The 16,880-nt window shown below is 67.8% G+C and carries 14 protein-coding genes; all 14 read left to right on the top strand.

The annotated features are described in order from the left end of the window. Nucleotides 1-2 precede the first annotated feature (2 nt). The 14 genes from ACFYO9_RS34040 (at nucleotide 3) to ACFYO9_RS34105 (ending at nucleotide 16,878) form a co-directional block, all read left to right on the top strand. Nucleotides 3-1,679 (top strand): terminase, encoded by a 1,677-nt coding sequence (locus ACFYO9_RS34040; RefSeq protein ID WP_388666918.1) that lies wholly within the window; start codon nucleotides 3-5, stop codon nucleotides 1,677-1,679. After that, on the top strand, nucleotides 1,676-3,127 hold the full coding sequence (locus tag ACFYO9_RS34045; RefSeq protein WP_388666920.1) for a phage portal protein: 1,452 nt from the start codon (nucleotides 1,676-1,678) through the stop codon (nucleotides 3,125-3,127). The genes ACFYO9_RS34040 and ACFYO9_RS34045 overlap by 4 nt, the downstream gene beginning before the upstream one ends. Continuing rightward, nucleotides 3,105-3,926, top strand: a complete 822-nt coding sequence (locus ACFYO9_RS34050) for a hypothetical protein (RefSeq protein WP_388666923.1) — start codon at nucleotides 3,105-3,107, stop codon at nucleotides 3,924-3,926. The genes ACFYO9_RS34045 and ACFYO9_RS34050 overlap by 23 nt, the downstream gene beginning before the upstream one ends. A gap of 60 nt (nucleotides 3,927-3,986) precedes the next feature. After that, nucleotides 3,987-4,646, top strand: a complete 660-nt coding sequence (locus ACFYO9_RS34055; protein WP_388666925.1) for a hypothetical protein — start codon at nucleotides 3,987-3,989, stop codon at nucleotides 4,644-4,646. Between the two features lie 19 nt (nucleotides 4,647-4,665). Continuing rightward, nucleotides 4,666-5,622: a phage major capsid protein gene (locus ACFYO9_RS34060; protein WP_388666928.1), complete on the top strand. Its 957-nt coding sequence runs from the start codon at nucleotides 4,666-4,668 to the stop codon at nucleotides 5,620-5,622. Further along, nucleotides 5,619-6,653, top strand: a complete 1,035-nt coding sequence (locus tag ACFYO9_RS34065) for a glycosyltransferase family 4 protein (RefSeq protein ID WP_388666931.1) — start codon at nucleotides 5,619-5,621, stop codon at nucleotides 6,651-6,653. Before ACFYO9_RS34060 ends, ACFYO9_RS34065 begins: the two co-directional genes overlap by 4 nt. 10 nt (nucleotides 6,654-6,663) lie before the next feature. After that, nucleotides 6,664-7,077: a hypothetical protein gene (locus ACFYO9_RS34070; RefSeq protein WP_388666934.1), complete on the top strand. Its 414-nt coding sequence runs from the start codon at nucleotides 6,664-6,666 to the stop codon at nucleotides 7,075-7,077. Nucleotides 7,078-7,508: 431 nt separating this feature from the next. Then, nucleotides 7,509-7,778: an HK97 gp10 family phage protein gene (locus tag ACFYO9_RS34075; RefSeq protein WP_388666937.1), complete on the top strand. Its 270-nt coding sequence runs from the start codon at nucleotides 7,509-7,511 to the stop codon at nucleotides 7,776-7,778. Then, nucleotides 7,778-8,176, top strand: a complete 399-nt coding sequence (locus ACFYO9_RS34080) for a hypothetical protein (RefSeq protein WP_388666939.1) — start codon at nucleotides 7,778-7,780, stop codon at nucleotides 8,174-8,176. Before ACFYO9_RS34075 ends, ACFYO9_RS34080 begins: the two co-directional genes overlap by 1 nt. 70 nt (nucleotides 8,177-8,246) lie before the next feature. Continuing rightward, complete coding sequence (locus ACFYO9_RS34085; RefSeq protein ID WP_388666942.1) at nucleotides 8,247-8,831, top strand: phage tail protein; 585 nt, start codon at nucleotides 8,247-8,249, stop codon at nucleotides 8,829-8,831. A 102-nt stretch (nucleotides 8,832-8,933) separates the two neighbouring features. Next, the gene (locus ACFYO9_RS34090) at nucleotides 8,934-9,353 is read left to right on the top strand and encodes a hypothetical protein (protein WP_388666945.1); all 420 of its coding nucleotides are present in this window, start codon (nucleotides 8,934-8,936) and stop codon (nucleotides 9,351-9,353) included. Nucleotides 9,354-9,385: 32 nt separating this feature from the next. Further along, entirely contained in the window at nucleotides 9,386-9,760 is a 375-nt protein-coding gene (locus tag ACFYO9_RS34095) for a hypothetical protein (protein ID WP_388666948.1), read from the top strand. Between the two features lie 23 nt (nucleotides 9,761-9,783). Continuing rightward, nucleotides 9,784-14,640 (top strand): peptidoglycan DD-metalloendopeptidase family protein, encoded by a 4,857-nt coding sequence (locus tag ACFYO9_RS34100; protein WP_388666950.1) that lies wholly within the window; start codon nucleotides 9,784-9,786, stop codon nucleotides 14,638-14,640. A gap of 3 nt (nucleotides 14,641-14,643) precedes the next feature. Further along, on the top strand, nucleotides 14,644-16,878 hold the full coding sequence (locus ACFYO9_RS34105) for a hypothetical protein (protein WP_388666953.1): 2,235 nt from the start codon (nucleotides 14,644-14,646) through the stop codon (nucleotides 16,876-16,878). Nucleotides 16,879-16,880 lie beyond the last annotated feature (2 nt).

The raw sequence follows: 16,880 nt of genomic DNA on the forward strand, positions 1-16,880 counted from the left end.
CGATGCCATGGCGCGGACCCACCTATCCCGGAGAGATTCCGACGCTCGGCTACCAGGTGCTCGGTTGGATCGCCGACAACTTGATCGTCCCGGACGGTCCGGCGGCCGGTGAGCCGTTGGAGTTCACGGACGAGCAGGCGATGTTCGTGCTTCAGCTGTACGCCATTGATCCGCGTTTCGCGGGTCCGGCGATCGGTGGGCGAGCGCTTCGTAACGGACGTCGTATCCGGCGAGCCGTCCTGTCTCGCCCCAAGGGCTGGGGAAAGTCCCCGCTGGTTGCCGCGTTGTGCTTGGCGGAGGCTCTCGCTGACGTTGTGCCGGACGGCTGGGACTCGGATGGCGAGCCGGTGGGCCGCCCGTGGACCTCGTTGGGGTTCAAGGCGAAGGTGCAGATCGTCGCCGTCTCGGAGGATCAGACGGCGAACACCTGGGATCCACTGCTGGAGATGGCGCGCGGCGGTCCTGTTCTGGACGCTTACGACATCGAGCCGATGGAGACTTTCGTCAACGTCCCTCGCGGCCGGGTCGAGTTCGTGACTAGCTCTGGTACGAGCCGTGAGGGCTTCCGGCCAGTGTTCTCGGCGATGGACCAGACGGAGTCGTGGATACCTTCGAATGGCGGCCGGAAGCTGGCCGCGACGATCCGACGGAATCTCGGCAAGGTGAACGGCTGCTCGGTGGAGACGCCGAACGCCTTTGTTCCCGGCGAGGGATCGGTGGCGGAGCGGTCGTTCGAGGCGTGGACGAAGCAGCAGGAAGGCAAGCTCAAGCTGGACGAGGGCCTCCTGTTCGACCACCGTGAGGCGCCGCCGGAGACCGACCCGGCCAACGAGCGTTCCCTGATGGACGGCCTGGCCGTGGCTTATGGCGATTCGGCTGACCGGAATGGCGGCTGGGTGAACTTGCGCCGCCTGCTGGCGGAGTACTGGGATCCGGACACCGACCCTCAGGATGCCCGCCGGTACTACCTGAATCAGGTCACTCACGCGACGGACGGATGGATCAGTCAGCCCGAGTGGGCCGGCGTGGCAGCCGCGGAGAAGGTGGTTGTGGACCAGGACGAGATCGTCCTTGGGTTCGATGGTTCGCGTCGACGCTCTCAGGGCGTGACGGATGCGACGGCCCTGGTGGGCTGCCGCGTCTCGGACGGCCATCTGTTCCTTTTGGGCTGCTGGGAGCAGCCGGAGGGGCCGTTCGGCGCCGACTGGCAAGTTCCCACAGTCGAAGTGCTCGCCGCGGTAGAGGACGCGTTCCGGGACTACCGGGTGGTCGGCATGTATGCGGACCCGGCGAAGTGGGAGTCGCACATCGCCGCCTGGGAGGCGAAGTTCGGGCGTCGGCTGAAGGTGAAGTCGTCGGCGCAGCATCCGATCGAGTGGTGGATGACGGGCGGCCGGGCGATCCAGATCGTGCGGGCGCTGGAGAAGTTCCGCTCGAGCGTCGTGGACGGCGAGCTGTCGCATGACGGGTCGAGTGTGCTGACGCGGCACATCCTCAACTCGCGGCGCCGCGAGTCGCGCAGCGGTATCCAGATCATGAAGGAACATCCCGACAGCCCACGCAAGATCGACGCCGCGATTTCGGCGGTCCTCGCCTGGCAGTGCCGTGTTGATGCGATGGCCAAGGGGCTCGGCAAGAAGAAGGTCGGCAAGTCGGGACGGGTGGTGGTGCTGCGATGACCCTGTCCATCCCCGAGCTCCCTTTGCTGACGCTTTCGGACGATGAGCTTTCGCTGGTCAGCATGTTGCGGGCGGATCTGTTGCGCGACCGGTACGCGCTGCAACTGCGGGATGCCTACTTCAATGGTGAGCAGCTGGTCCGTGATCTCGGCATCTCGATCCCGCCGCAGTTGAAGGGCCTGCACACGGTCATCGGCTGGCCTCGCGTCGGCGTTGAGAGCCTGGAGGAGCGTCTCGATTTGGAGGCGTTCCGTTGGGCGGACGGTGCGGACTCCTCGGAGCTGACTGAGATCGCCGAGGCGAATGATCTGTTCGACGAGTCTTCGCTCGCGCACCTGGATTCGCTGGTGTACGGCCGCGAGTATCTGGCGGTCGGGTCGGGGGACTGCGGCACCGATGACTGCCCACCGCTGATTTCGGCGGAGTCCCCCCTGGACATGACCTTGATGTGGGATGCCCGCCTGCGGATGGGCACGGCCGCGCTACGCGAGTGCGCCGCTGACAGCTTCATCGAGTCGGGCCCGGATGAGCGGATGCTGGTGCTGTATCTGCCGGATCAGACGGTGATGTGTCTGCCGTCGGAGTCGGGCGGGTGGGAGGTCATCGACCGGGACATCCATCAGTTGGGTGTTGTGCCGGTCGTTAGGATGGCGAACCGGCAGCGCACCGCTGACCGCGTCGGCAAGTCGGAGATTACCCCCGAGGTCATGTCGATCACGGATGCGGCGTGCCGCCGGTTGATGGGCATGGAGGTGGCGGCCGAGTTCTTCGGCGCCCCGCAGCGCTACATCCTCGGCGCTGCCGAGTCGGCGTTTCAGGACGCGGAGGGCAACGCCAAGAGCGCCTGGGAGACGTATATCGGCCGGGTGCTCGCTCTGGAGCGGGACGAGGACGGCAACGTCCCTGCGGTCGGTCAGTTCGCCGCGCATGATCCGACGGGCATGACGAAGATCATTGACTTGTATGCGCGGATCATGTCGTCGCAGTTCGGGTTGCCGCCGCATATGCTCGGCTACACCACCGACAACCCGGCCTCCGCAGACGCCATCCGCTCCACTGAGGCCAAGCTCGTCAAGCGCAGCGAGCGCAGGATCCGCCGATTCGGCGCGGCCTGGCAGCAGGCAATGCGTCTCGCGTTGTGGGTGCGGGACAGCGAGCCGCCGGACAAGACGCGGCGCATCGAGACGGTATGGCGCAACCCTGCGACACCGACGGTGGCTGCGCAGGCGGACGCCACCGTCAAGCTTGTCCAGGCCGGGATCCTGCCTGCCGACTCCGATGTGACGCTGGAGATGGCCGGACTGACTGAAGGGCAGAGGCAGAGAGTGGCCGCCGACCGCCGGCGGGCTCGGGGTGCCACGGTGCTGGACCGGCTGGCCGCCCTGGGTGCTGCCGAGGACGAGACTCCGTCTCCGGAGGCCGTCGATGACGACGCTGGTCTCGGATGACGGCGACGGCGCGGCCCGGCAGCGTCGGGTGCAGCGCGGTCTGTCGCGGCTGCTGGTGCGGGATATACGGTCGCTGCGGCGTCTGATCCGGCCGCAGCAGTTGGAGGCGTCGGTGCCGGACTGGATCGAGGCGGTGCGCGCCCTGGTGGCGCAGTACGGCAACGCCTCGGCAACGGCCGCCGCGGACTTCTACGACGCGGAGCGTGTGGCCGCCGCGGTGACGGGACGGTTCACGGTTCCGCTGCTGGGTCCTCCGCCGGACGCGCAGGTCGACAACAGTCTGCGGTGGGCGACGAAGGATCTGTGGCCCCGCGATGCGGATGATCCGGCGACCACCGACGCTCAGAAGTTGCCGCTCGACCAGCGTCTGGATGCCGCCGAAAAGAAGGCTGAGGGCGTCGTCGAGAAGCTGGTCCTCGATCAGGGGCGGGGAACTATTCGGACTGCCGTCCAGCAGGACCGGCTTGCTATCGGCTACGCCCGTGCTGCCGCCTTGGGGGCCTGTGCCTTCTGCAAGTTGATGGCGGCGCGGGGAGCTACGTACAAGGATCTTGACGCGGCCGGGCGCGCAGCCAACCAGTCGTTCGTGGGCGACGACAGCGTCATCAAGTTCCACGACTGGTGCCACTGTCAACCGGTTCCGATCTTCCGAGGGCAGCGCTTCGAGCTGTCCGATCACGCCCGCGAGTGGGAGCGGCTGTACAAGCAGCACGCCGAAGGCCACTCCGGCAGTCAGCTCTCCCGCTTCCGGCGGGCGCTGGCCGAGCACGACTCGAACCCCCTCCCGGGTTCGCTCTGATCCTGGTCGCCCTGGTGGCGGCCTTTCTCATTTCCACAGCCCCCGGAGGGCCGATCCGTCATGCCTGAAGAGACCGAGCAGAGCAGCGAGCAGCAGGAGTCCGGCACCGAGGAGACCGTCGAGGAGACGGCGACCGAGGAGAGCAGCGGCGCCGAAACCGTGGAGGACGCCCAGGAGGCGGAGACCGGCAGTGACGAGAAGCCGTTCGACCGGAAGCAGGCTGAGGCGAAGATCCGGAAGGCGAACTCGGAGGCCGCGAACCTCCGCAAGCGCTTGAAGGAGCAGGAGCCTCTGCTCGCCGAGCTGAAGAAGCGCAAGGACGCGGAGCTCTCTGAGTCCGAGCGCCTCAATGAGCAGCTCACTGCTGCGCAAGAGCAGATCGCGAAGACGCGGCAACGGCTGGTCCGGAGTCAGGTGCAGGCTCTCGCCGGCACCGCCACCGAGGGCCGGGCTGCATTTGCCGATCCGGCTGATGCGTTCGGCGAGCTCGATCTCGACTCGTACATCGACGGTGATGGCGACATCGACGAGGTGGCCATCGAGGTCGACCTTCAGGCGCTGTTGGAGCGCAAGCCGCACTGGGCGAAGAGCCAGCCCCAGGAGGGCCCGCGGCGTCCCGCGCCGGATCGCACTCAGGCGTCCGGTGCCAACAAGTCCAGGCCCCCCACTCCGGGCGACGAGTTCGCCGGGTGGCTGAAACCGCAGCTCAAGGTCAAGTAGCTGCTGAAAGAAGGACACCATGGCGGTCACCGCCCCCCTGCAGATCTCCGATGTCAACGATGCGCTCTTGCCGCGGACTCTGGCCGGGCCCATCTTCGAGAAGTCCGTTGAGTCGTCGGCGGTGATGGCGCTCGCGCGTCGCGCCCCGCTGGCGGTCGACGCGACAACGTCGGTGCCGATCCCGATGGACGTGCCGACCGCCGACTGGGTCGGGCAGGCGGCGAAGAAGCCCCTGTCGACCTCGTCGGTCGGTGTGAAGCAGATGACGGCGAAGAAGCTCGCCGTCCTTATTCCGGTCGCCGAAGAGGTCGTTATGACCAACTCCGGCGGGCTGTGGACGCAACTCCAGACGGATCTGCCGACGGCGTTCGCGCGGGCCTTCGACCACGCGGCGATCCACGGCAAGACCATGAAGGGCGCCACCGGCCCCTTCACCGACTACCTCGCTATGACTTCGCAGAGTGTCGCGCTCGGCACCACGGTGCAGGGCCAGGGCGGCATCTGGGCTGACCTCGTCAAGGGCATGAAGGAGGTCATCGACGAGGACTGGGACTACACCGGCACCGTCGCCGACTACCGGCTGAAGCCGGAACTCCTCCTGGCGACGGACACCACGGGCCGTCCGATCCTGGTGGACACGCAGACCCCGGGAACGGACATGGCGGCGGCGGGCACGCTGATCGGCCAGCCGCTCGCCTACTCCCGCTCGGTGTCGGGCAAGCAGCGCCGCCAGTCCGCCTCGACGGACACGGGCCTGCGGGCGATCGGCGGCGACTGGTCCCAGGCCGCCTTCGGTGTGGGCATGGACATCACCGTGCGGATCTCCAAGGAGGCCACCTATATCGACGAGGAAGGCGGCGTGCACTCCGCGTTCCAGGAGAACCTGGTTCTCCTGCTCGCGGAGGCCTACTACGGCTACGTGCAGGGCGACTCGGACGCGTTCGTCAAGTACACCGGCACGCCGAGCGGCTCGTGAGCAGGGCCGTCCCGGCTTCCGCGCCGGGCGGGACGGCCAAGCCGCTGCAGATCGTCGCGAGGGTGCACGCATTTCCACCGGAGCACAATGCGGGGGCCGAGCACATGCTCGTGTCGATGCTGCGGCCCCTGGTGGACCGCGGGCATGACGTGACTGTGTGGCTGTCCCGCTACGGCAAGGCTCACACCGAGTACGAGTACCGGGGCATCAAGGTGATCCCGCTGGAGTCGCGGCTCGACTTCCCGTCGGCGGTGCGGCGGGCGGACGTGTTGTTGGCGCATCTGGAGACGGTCCCGTCTACGGCGTCCCTGGCCCGCGGCTATGGCAAACGCCTGGTGGTGCTCTGTCACAACACGCACCGGCCCACTTTCCGGGATGCCGCGGCAGGCGGGACCGCGCTTGCGGTCTACAACAGCCAGTGGATGCAGGCGGAGGCGGAACTGTTCTTCGCGGAGTACCCGAAGTCCATCCGCCCCGAGGCCAGCCTGATCGTGCGGCCGCCGGTGTTCGCCGACGAGTATGCGACGAAGCCGGGCAAGGCAATCACGCTGGTCAACTGCAATTCGGAGAAGGGCGGCAAGGTGCTCGCCGCCCTCGCGGAACGGATGCCGGATCAGCAGTTCCTGGCGGTGCGCGGTGCCTACGGGCAGCAGATCCTCCCAGAGCTGCCGAACGTCGAGATCATCGAGCACATCGACGGGCAACAGATGCAAAAAAAGGTCTATGCCCGCACCCGGATCCTGCTCATGCCGTCCTCCTACGAGTCGTGGGGACGGGTCGGCTGCGAGGCTCTCGCCTCGGGCATTCCCGTCGTGGCTCACCCGACGCCGGGCCTCACCGAGTCGCTGGGCGAGGCCGGGATCTTCGTGGACCGCGCCGACATCGACGGCTACGAGGCGGTCCTGCGAAAGCTCGCGACGCCTGCCGAGTACCGGCTTGCGTCGAAGCGCGCCAAGGCCCGGTCTGCCGAGCTGGACCCGACTGACGACCTTCGCGGCTGGTGCCGTGCGGTGGAGTCCCTGGCCGTCTAGGAGGCGCATCGTGGCGTTCGAGACCCCGACCGCTGTGGATCTGGCCCTCTACCTGGGCCTGGACGAGATCGGCGGGGACCGGGCGGCACTGCTGATCCGGCAGGCCATCAACCTCTGCCAGACCGTGGTGAAGCCCCTCCCGGAGGGCGCCGAAGCCGTCGTACTGTCGGTGGCGGGCCGCGCCTACGTGAACCCGCAGCAAGTCTCTTACGAGACGATCGGCCCTATGTCGGTGCAGCGTCCGACGGGTTCGGGCGGCCTGTATCTGACGAAGGCCGACAAGTCCGCGCTCAAATCGCTCGCCGGCAGGGGTGGCGCTTTCACGGTCGATCCGACACCGGAGGCGGCGGATCCGTCGCCGACGTGGCCGATGGATGATGCCGGGTTCGCCGACGAGTTCGAGCCGGGCTGGGGGTACACCTGATGCCTGGCCCCTACCCGTATGGGGAGACCGTTGTGCGCCTGAGGATGGGGCCGTCGCCGGGGCGTGACCCGCGGGGCCAGCCCATTCCCGGCCCGCTCCTGGAGTACCCGGTGCAGGGCTGCGTCGTGGCCCCCCGCCAGTCAGCACCGCAGGTCGGTGGGGACGAGCAGCAGGCCCGCGACACCGTCATTGTCGGGTTCACCGTGTACGCCCCGTCAGGTAGCGACTGGCGGACGACGGACCGAGTACGGATTCGCGGCGATACCTGTGAAATCACTGGCGAGCCGGGCGACTGGGGCCGGAGTCCGTTCACCGGAACCCGCGGGCCCGTGCAGTTCGCTGCGGACCGGGTTACGGGCTGAGGAGGGGTGATGGCTGCTGCTCGGTTCAAGATGTCCCGGAGGGGCGTAGGGCAGGTACTGCGTTCTGAGATGGTCCGTGTTGAGATGGTGCGCCGCGCCGAACTCATCAAGTCGGTGGCGGAGTCGATTGCTCCCGTCGGCGGGCCCGGAGATCCGCATCCCGGCCACTACAAGTCGAGCTTCCATGTGACCAGCACGTTGCGGGGTGGCCGGCGCCGGGATCGTGCTATCGCCACCGTCAGCAACACGTCCTACTACGCGCGCTGGGTGGAGTACGGATCGGAACGCACCCCGGCTCATCACGTGCTTTTGCGGGCCGCGCAGGCAGGTGGTCGCTGATGGCCTCTGTGGGGTCTGTCGACGTTGAACTGCTGGTCATCGGCTGGTTGCAGGCTCGTCTGGCCGCTGATGCGCTGGTGCGTGACGAGCTGGACAACTATCTGCTCGATGAACTGCCCACGGTGCAGGTGGAGGTGGTGGGTGGTGGTGATGACGGGTTCCGTCTCGACCGTGCCCTCGTCGACATCAACACCTACGCCTCCACCCGGCAGGAAGCCGTGGCGCTTGCCGCTCGTGTACATGGCCTGCTGCTGACGGGGCTGCGCGGCACGGCCACGGAGACGGCGGTCGTTGGGTCGGTCTCGACGGTCACCCGCCCTGCGGCCAGGCCGTATGAGAACACCTCCCTGCGCCGTGTCGGCGCCACCTACCAGATGTACAGCCACCCGGTCTCCTGACCGTTTGCGGGCCCGCGCCGGACCCTTGATCCCGCCCGTGCGCGGGCTTCACGCATGTCTGGAGACAACGATGGTCAACATCACCCGCGCCGCGGATCTCACCGTCATCGGCGCCAACGGGGGAGGCTGGACGGCCGATACCGGCACCACGGCGCCCGCCTCGCCGCTGGTCCAGCCGGTCGCCCCGTGGGAGCCGCTCGGCGCCATCTCGGACGACGGTCTCACCTATGGCTTCGACGAGGACAGCCAGGAGTTCACGCCGTGGGGTCTCACGAGCCCGTTCCGCACGCAGATCACGAAGTCCGTCAGGACATTCAAGGTGACGCTCTGGGAGACAGCACGCGTCGCTGTCCAGAGCATCATGTATCGGCTTCCCGCCGGGGAGCTTGAGCCCGTGGGCGGCATCACGAGCTTCGCGGAGACCGCGAGCCCGGTGCCGGACCGTCGCGCCTGGTGGTTCCTGGTCATGGACGGAGACACGGCCAAGGGGTTCTACGTGCCCCAGGGCGAAGTGAGCGATCGGTCCGATGTGACGTTCAAGCAGGATGAAATGAGCGCCTACGAGATCACGGTCACCGCCTACCCGGACGCCGAAGGCAACACGGTCTACCACAGCGACAAGGTCCCGGCGACGCCTGAGTACACCGGCTCCTGACCCCTTCGACTGGTGGACGGGCCGCTATGCCAGCCGGCGCGGGCCTGGCCCGTCCACCTCTGTACCCCCTTGCCCGCGCCGTAGATGAAGGAGGCCCGCGCCATGGCAGCCAACGCCAGGACCGCCGCCCGCAAGAAGACCACCGCCCGACCGCCCCGCCAGGCCGCGCCGGCCGCTCGGGAAACCGAGCCGGAAGAGGATTTCGAAGACGATGACGCGGCGGCAGCGCAGGAAGCCGAGGCGGAAGGCCACTTCGTGACGGCCCTCCTCGCTGACGAGGAAATCCGCGTGGTGCCGCCCGGCGCCTGGCGGCAGTCCTGGCAGAGCTATCTCCGCCAGGGGCTGTTCGAGGCCTTCGCCGAGGCCATCGTCCATCCCGAAGACCTCGAGCTCTATTTCGAAGTCGACCCGACAAACGACGAGTTCGAAGCCTTCGTCGAGGACGCCATGGCCAGGTCGGGCGAGAGCCAGGGAAAATCGCGTGGACCCAACAGGTCTACGAGGCGCACGCGGAAGCGGTAGAAGCCGACCTCTGGCGCTACTACCGGCGTGACGTGCTCGACGTGCACCGCGGACAGATGACGTGGCGGCAACTGCGGGTCCTGATCCAGCACCTGCCGCCCGAGTCGTCCACGATGACCGCGCTGCGTAACGAGCTCACCGACGAGGAACTTGCCGAGCAGGCCGAGAACGGTGAGCCGGAACGGGGCCGCTGGTCGCAGCTGGAGCAGCTCACCGCTTCGGTACTCGACGCGGTGAAACGGCTGGAGTACGTGACGGTCTGCTCGAACGTCGAGCACAAACGGGACCGGCCGGAACCGCCCGAACCCACCGCGAGGCCTGGCGCGAAGCCGCGCAAACCCAAACCGAAGATTACCGATGCGGCCCGCGAGCGTCTCTTCCAACTGATCAACGGGGGCGCTGCGTAGCGCTGTGAGGGGGAGGCCTCCTCGTGGCGATCCAGGTCGGCAGTGTCGAAGTCGATGTCATCCCGAACACTCAAGGGATCTACAGCCGGCTCCGTTCCGGGCTTGTCCCGGCGGCGACGCGTGCCGGTGAGGATGCGGGCAACGCGGCTGGTCGCTCGTTCGGCCCGGCGATGCAGGCGCAGGTCGGCGATGTCGGGCTGCGGATCGGTGAGCAGATCGGGCAGCAGATCGCTGCCCGCATCACCTCTGCCCTGCGGGACGCGATCCGCGACGGCGTCACCCAGGGAGGCCGCAACGCGCGCCCTGCGGCAGTGCGCGGCGGTGACGAGACCGCCGGGGCCTTCTCCCGCGCGCTGAAGACTCGCCTCGAAGCGGCGTTCCGGTCGCTGCCGAAGCTCCAGATCGACGCCAACACCTCGGAGGCGGACGCCGAGCTCCAGGAGTTGCGCGCCCGCATGGAGCGCCTGTCGAACAAGCGCATCGGCATCGATATCGACGCAGCTGCAGCGAAGGCCGAGATCAAGCAGATCGAGGCGGACCTGACGCGTCTCGGCGCCAAGCACCCGAACGTGCAGGTGAGGGCGGACACCGCCTCCGCCCTGTCGCAGTTGGCCGCTGTGCGAGCTGCGATCGCCGCGGTCGACGAGCGGAAGACGATCCGCTTCAACGTCAGTAACACGCAGGCACTGAGCGGGATCTTTCAGTTGACGGTGGCCCTCGGGTCGGTAGCGGCGATCCCTGCCATCCCGATCCTGGCCGCGGGCATGGGTGCCATCGCCGCGGCGGCGGTCACTGCTGGCGTCGGTGTCGGTGCGCTCGCGGCTGTTGCCATCCCGGCGTTCGTCGGCATGGCCGGCGCCCTGCAGGCGCAGAAGGCCGCTCAGGACGCTGCAGCCACTGCATCGATCAAGGGCGGCCAGGCTGCCGGGCAGGGCGCCTCGAAGGCCTTGCAGATGGCGGGTGCGCAGCAGGCCCTGGCATCCGCACACCGCAATGCGGCGCGCGCCATCAGGCAGGCGGAGCAAGGTGTCACCGACGCGGTGCGGACGGCGGCGGAGAACAACGTCAGCGCCGCCAGGCAGGTTAAGCAGGCCCGCCAGGATCTCGCGGACGCCTGCCAGCAGGCCGCTGACCGCATGCAGTCGGCGAACGAGCGCGTAACTCAGGCCGAGCAGTCCCTCGTCGACGCTCAGCACACGGCCCGGCAGGCGCAGCTCGATCTGACCCAGGCCCGCCGGGACGCGGCAGTTGAGCTGGAGGACCTGTCGAACCGCCTGACGAATGCCCAGCTGTCCGAGCGGGATGCCGCGCTGTCGGTGCAGGAGGCGCGTACTCGCCTGCTGGCCACGCAGGCCGCCGGGTCGAAGGCGAGTCTGCTGGAGCAGCAGCGCGCTCAGCTTGCCTATGACCAGGCGGTTCAGCGGCTCCGGGAGCAGCAGGCGGAGACGAAGAACCTGAAGACGGAGAAGGCGCGCGCTGATAAGGCGGGCGTTGAGGGTTCTGACACGGTCCGCTCCGCGCAGGAGCGGCTGGCCGCGGCGCAGCGCGATGTCGTCGCTCAGCAGTCGGGGTTGGCGAAGGCGCAGCAGGAGGCTGCGCTCACGCAGGTTCAGAACCAGCAGGCGATAGCGCAGGCGCAGGAGAAGGTCGCCGAGAGCCAGCGGAACGTCACGCGGGTTCAGGAAGACGGCGCCCGTTCGGTTGCACGTGCCCAGGAGGCGTTGGTCTCCGCGCAAGAATCGGCGGCTGACTCGATCGCCTCTGCCCAACGTCAGGTTGCCTCCGCGTCGCAGTCTGCAGCCGGGGGCGTGGATCAGGCTGCCGTCGCTCAGGCTAAGTACAAGGCGGCGTTGGACAAGCTGACGCCGTCGGCGCGGAAGACTTTCGACGCGTTCCTGTTGCTGCGAACTGCGTTCAAGGCGTGGTCGGAGGCGCTGCAGCCCACTGTGATGCCGATCTTCACGCGGGCGTTGAACGGGCTGAAGAACAGCCTGCCCGGCCTGACGCCGTTCGTGAAGGCGGCTGCGGAAGCGATCGGTGAGCTGCAGGACCGGGCGTCTCGCGGGTTCAAGTCGGAGGGCTGGAAAGAGTTCAAGACCGACCTCGCTGGCGCCGTGAAACCGGCGATTATCGGTATGGGTGTCGCTTTCGCGAACCTGTTCAAGGGCATGGGCGGCATCGTGCAGGCCTTCCTGCCGCACATGGACTCCATCTCGGCGACGATGCAGCGGATCACCGGCCGTTTCGCCGCCTGGGGGACCGGCCTCAAGGGCTCGCCCGCCTTCGAACGGTTCCTGGCCTACTCGGCGACTCAGGGGCCCATCGTGGCCGCTGCGATCGGTGACATCAGTTCGGCGTTCTACCAGGTCGCCCGAGCCCTGGAGCCACTGTCCGGGCCCATCCTGCAGATCCTCGGCGCGCTGGCCCGCGGGCTGGCGTCGATCGCGACGACGCTGCCGTGGCTGATCCAGGGCATGTACCTCGCCTACATCGCGACCCGCCTGTGGACGCTCGCCATGTTCGCGCTGAACCTGGTGATGGACGCCAACCCGATCACGCTCGTGATCGTTGGGATCGTCGCGCTCGTCGCAGCCGTGGTCTACGCCTACAAGCACTTCGGCTGGTTCCGCCAGATCGTCCAGGCGGCATGGTCCGGGATCCAGACCGCGGCATCCACTGCCTGGAACGGCTTCCTGAAGCCGGTGTTCGACGGGATCGTCGCTGCCGCGCAGGCGGTGGGCCGCTGGGCGACATGGTTGTGGCGGACGATCCTCGCGCCCGCCTTCCAGGGCATCGGCTTGGCGGCCCGCATCCTCGCGGCGGTCATCGTGGTGGTGTTGGTCGCCCCCGTGGTGATTGCCTTCCGAGTGCTGGCCGCGGTGGGCACGTGGTTGTGGCGGACGGCTCTGGGGCCGGCGTTCCGCGGCATCGGGGCTCTCGCGAAGTGGCTGTACGAGAAGGCAGTCAAGCCTGCGTTTGACGGGATTGGCGCTGCGGGCCGCTGGTTGTACCGGGTGGCGCTGAAGCCCGCCATGGACGGCATTGCCGCTTCGTTCCGGTTCGTGGGCGGCGTGGGGAAGTGGCTTTGGAGGACCGCGCTGGGGCCGGCGTTCCGTGGCATCGGCAGCGTGGCGTCATGGCTGTACCGGTCCGCGATCAAGCCGACGTTCGGGTGGATCGCTGACCGCGCGTCGTGGCTCTACAGCAAGGGGCTTAAGCCTGCGTTCGACAAGATAAAAGCCGCCGTTCGCCTTGTCGGTGTCGCCTTCGGTAAGGCGAAGGACGCGATCGGTACGGCCTTCGGGCAGATCAAGAAGATCACGGCTGCCCCCGTGAACTTCGTGATCAAGTGGGTGTACACGCGTGGTATCAAGGCCGTCTGGGACAAGGTCGCCAAGTTCGTGCACCTCCCCGAGCTCCCCGACGCGCCGAAGCTTCTGGCTCGTGGTGGCACTGTCGGCGACGGCTTCGGTTCTGCCCGCCCGATGAAGGTCAACAAGCCGACGGCGATCGTCGGCGAGGGGAACAGCCGCTTCCCCGAGTTCGTGATCCCGACGGATCCGAAGTACCGCAACCGGGCGCGAGCTCTGCATGCCGCAGCGGGCACCAAGCTCATGGCGAAGGGTGGGTTCCTCGGGCCGATCGGCGACGCATGGGACTGGACGAAGGACACCACCAGCGACATCGTCGGCAAGGGCATCGACTGGGCGAAGACCGGCGCCGACCTGATCGCCCACCCCTCCAAGGTGTGGTCGAAGCTCGTCAAGCCCATCCTCGGCAAAGTCGCCAGGGGCGTCGGTGCGGCACCCATGGGTAAAGCCGTCGCAAAGATCCCGGTCAAGATGGTGACCGGCCTCAAGGACAAAATCGTCAACGCGGTGTCGTCGATGTTCGCCGGTGGCGGCGGAGGCGAATGGCTCAAGCCCGTCAACGCCAAATACGGCACTCGCTTCGGCGTGCGCGGCAGCATGTGGTCCTCCGGCCGCCACACCGGCCTCGACTTCCCCGCCGCAACCGGCACCCCGATCCGGGCAGTCAGCGACGGCACCGTCTCCCAGGTCGCCTCCGGCGGCCCTTACGGCAAGCATGTCCAGATCGATCACGGCGGAGGACTGTCCAGCTTCTACGCCCACATGTCAGCGATCCTCACCAAGCTCCACAAGCACGTGAACCGCGGCATGACGATCGGCGAGGTCGGTGCGACCGGTAACACCACAGGCCCGCACCTCCACCTGGAGGCGCGACGCGGTGGTAGGCCTGTCGATCCGATGCCGTTCCTCACCGGCGGGGGAGGCAAGGGATTCCCTGGCGCTGCAGTCGGTGCCGCCCAGCAGTACGCCAAGTCGATCCTGCACCGCTACGGGTGGGGGCCCTCGCAGTTCGGGCCGCTGAAGAAGCTGTGGACCGGTGAGTCCAACTGGCGCTGGGACGCTCTTAACCGCAGCTCAGGCGCCTACGGCATCCCGCAATCGCTCCCAGCATCAAAGATGCGGTCCGCTGGCGCCGACTACCTCACCAACTACAAGACGCAGATCCGGTGGGGACTCGGGTACATCAAGGGCCGTCCGGACTACGGCAGCCCGGCACGGGCCTACTCGAAATGGCTGTCCAGGAGCCCGCACTGGTACGACCAGGGCGGCTACCTTCAGCCCGGCCTCAACCTCGCCTACAACGGCACCGGCCGCCCCGAGCCGGTGTTCACCTCGACGCAGGCCAACGCCCTGTCGCGGATCGCCCTGTCAGCGAGTGGCGGCGGCGGGGGAGGGGAGTTCACCGGGACACTCAGCCTCGACAGCGGCGAGTTCCTCGGCCACGTCCGAGGTGAGGTGCAGCAGACCTTCTCTGCCCTCACCACCACTGTGCGCGCGGGCAGGAGGTGACCTGTGGCGATCCCCGGGAACCTCCTGTCGGCGACCACATCAGAAGTCGACCCCAACACCTCGGGCTGGACTCCGAAGCTCAACTGCACGCTTGCTAAGGGCACCGGAGGCCGGGTCGGTGACGGCTGCCTGGTAGTCAAGTCGGTGGCGGCCGGGGAGATGCAAGCCCGCACCGTCTCCTCCTACCCCGTCACCGCCGGCACCGTCTACCAGACGTTCGCCGACGCCGCGGGCACGGTCGTGGAACGGATCGGAATCCGCTGGCTCACAGCCACCGGCACCGAAATCTCAGTGACCTGGTCGCTGTATACGGCGTCCGCCTGGTCGTCATGGCACAGGGTGGGCGTGGCCGGGATGGCCCCGGCCGGGACGGCGCAGGCGCAGGTGCTGCTGTCGTCGACTCCGGCGGCAGGGCTGGTCAACCAGTACTGGGAGAACGTCTACCTCGGACTCCCGATCCGCACCGTGGGCAATCTCTTCGCGTTCAACACCGAAAGCGCAGAGATCGACGCCTCGGGGTGGGTCCCGGAGGTCAACGCGGCGGTAACACGGCAGGTGCCTGCCGTGTCCTGGTCTGTCGACAATTACCTGGTCGGCGGCCACACGATCGCCATCACGGCGACCGGGGCGGGCAACGCGGCCGCGGTATCCACCGACAGGCCGGCGGTGACGCCGGGCACCGACTATCAGGCCTACGCCTACCTCAACCCGCCCACGTTGGCGGCGGACACGTGGGTGGAGCTGCGGTACTACGACGTCAACGGCAACCAGGTCGCTGCAACCCGCTCGTCGCTGGCTCAGCCTTCGCCGGGCAGCGGCTGGTACCGGCAGCGTGCCTCGGCTATCGCCCCTGCCAACGCCGCGACGTGCAGCATCGCCACCGGAATCAACGGCGCCTCGGGCGGCCAGGTTTTGCGGGTGGAGGACGCCGTCGTCACGGTCGCCCCCGTCCTTCAGGCGGGCACGATCCTCCCCTATGCCGACGGGTCGTTCGAGCAGGGCGTCGCCGGGTGGACGCGTCCGACGGGAGTAGCCGTCATCGGCCGCTCCACTCCGTGGGGGACCGCGTTCTGGGAGGGCGCCTACTCCCTCGCCGTCTCGTCGACGACAGCAACAGCCAGCACGCTGCGGTCGGCGAAGTTCGCGGCCCCCGGAGGCGTGGGCACCAGCTACCGAGCACAGATCATCACCAAGCTCGGCGCGGGCTCATGGACCATCAACCTCAAGGTCCGCTGGTACGACGCCGCCAACGCCGACCTCGGCACAACCGGCGGCAGCACGTATTCGTTCCCGGGTGCCAACTGGTACCAGATGACCACCGACGCGGCCGTGCCCGCGACGGCCACCCAAGCGGCCATCGAACTCACCCTCACCGCAGGCGCCACCAACAGCGCCCTGTACATCGACACGCCCGCCCTGTGGCAGGCCCAGCCCCTGACCGCCGTCACCGTGATCGAAGAATCGGCATCGATCACTCTGATGCTGCGGGAGCTCACGGTCGGGGACTACCTCACCGTCTACCGGGTGGGCGCCGACGGAAGCCGCGCTCTCGTCCGCGGCCCGGCCGGCCTCCTCGACAAGACACTCATCACCTCCGACCTGGTCATCATCGAGGACTACGAGGCGCCCCTCGGCGTCTCGGTGTCGTACCGCATAGAGCTGTGGCCCGACGGCGCCACCACCCCGGCGACCCGCAACTCAGACGCTGTGACCATCCCCGTCGGAGACATGAACGAGGCCTGGCTGAAGGACCCTGGGCACCCGCAGCGCAACGTGAAGGTGCTGGTGGAGAAAGCGCCGGACTGGACACGGCCCATCGAGCAGTCCGTCTACCGCGTCAAGGGCCGCCGTAACGCCGTCGTTCTCAGCGGTGTACGCGGCGGCCTCGAAGGCGATCTGTCGTTCTGGACACGCAGCGACGACGAGCGGGCAGCACTGCACTGGCTGCTCGACTCGGGGAACGTGCTGCTGTGGCAGGCCGCACCAGGCATGGGCGTCACCGACATGTACGTCACTGTCGCCCAAGCCACCGAAGCGCGCGTGGTCGCCCTGGCCAGCGAATCGTGGCGGGTCTGGACGCTGCCCCTGATGGAGGCCGACCTGCCCAACACCACCGCAGTCGGTGACAGTGCAGGCCGCACATGGCAGGACATTCTGACCGGATTCGATACGTGGGGCGACGTCCTGACCGCGTATGCCACATGGGAGGACGTCCTCCTCGACCGCAGAGCGGGGTGATC

The sequence above is a fragment of the Streptomyces sp. NPDC005863 genome, from assembly GCF_042871345.1.
Taxonomy (GTDB): Bacteria; Actinomycetota; Actinomycetes; order Streptomycetales; family Streptomycetaceae; genus Streptomyces.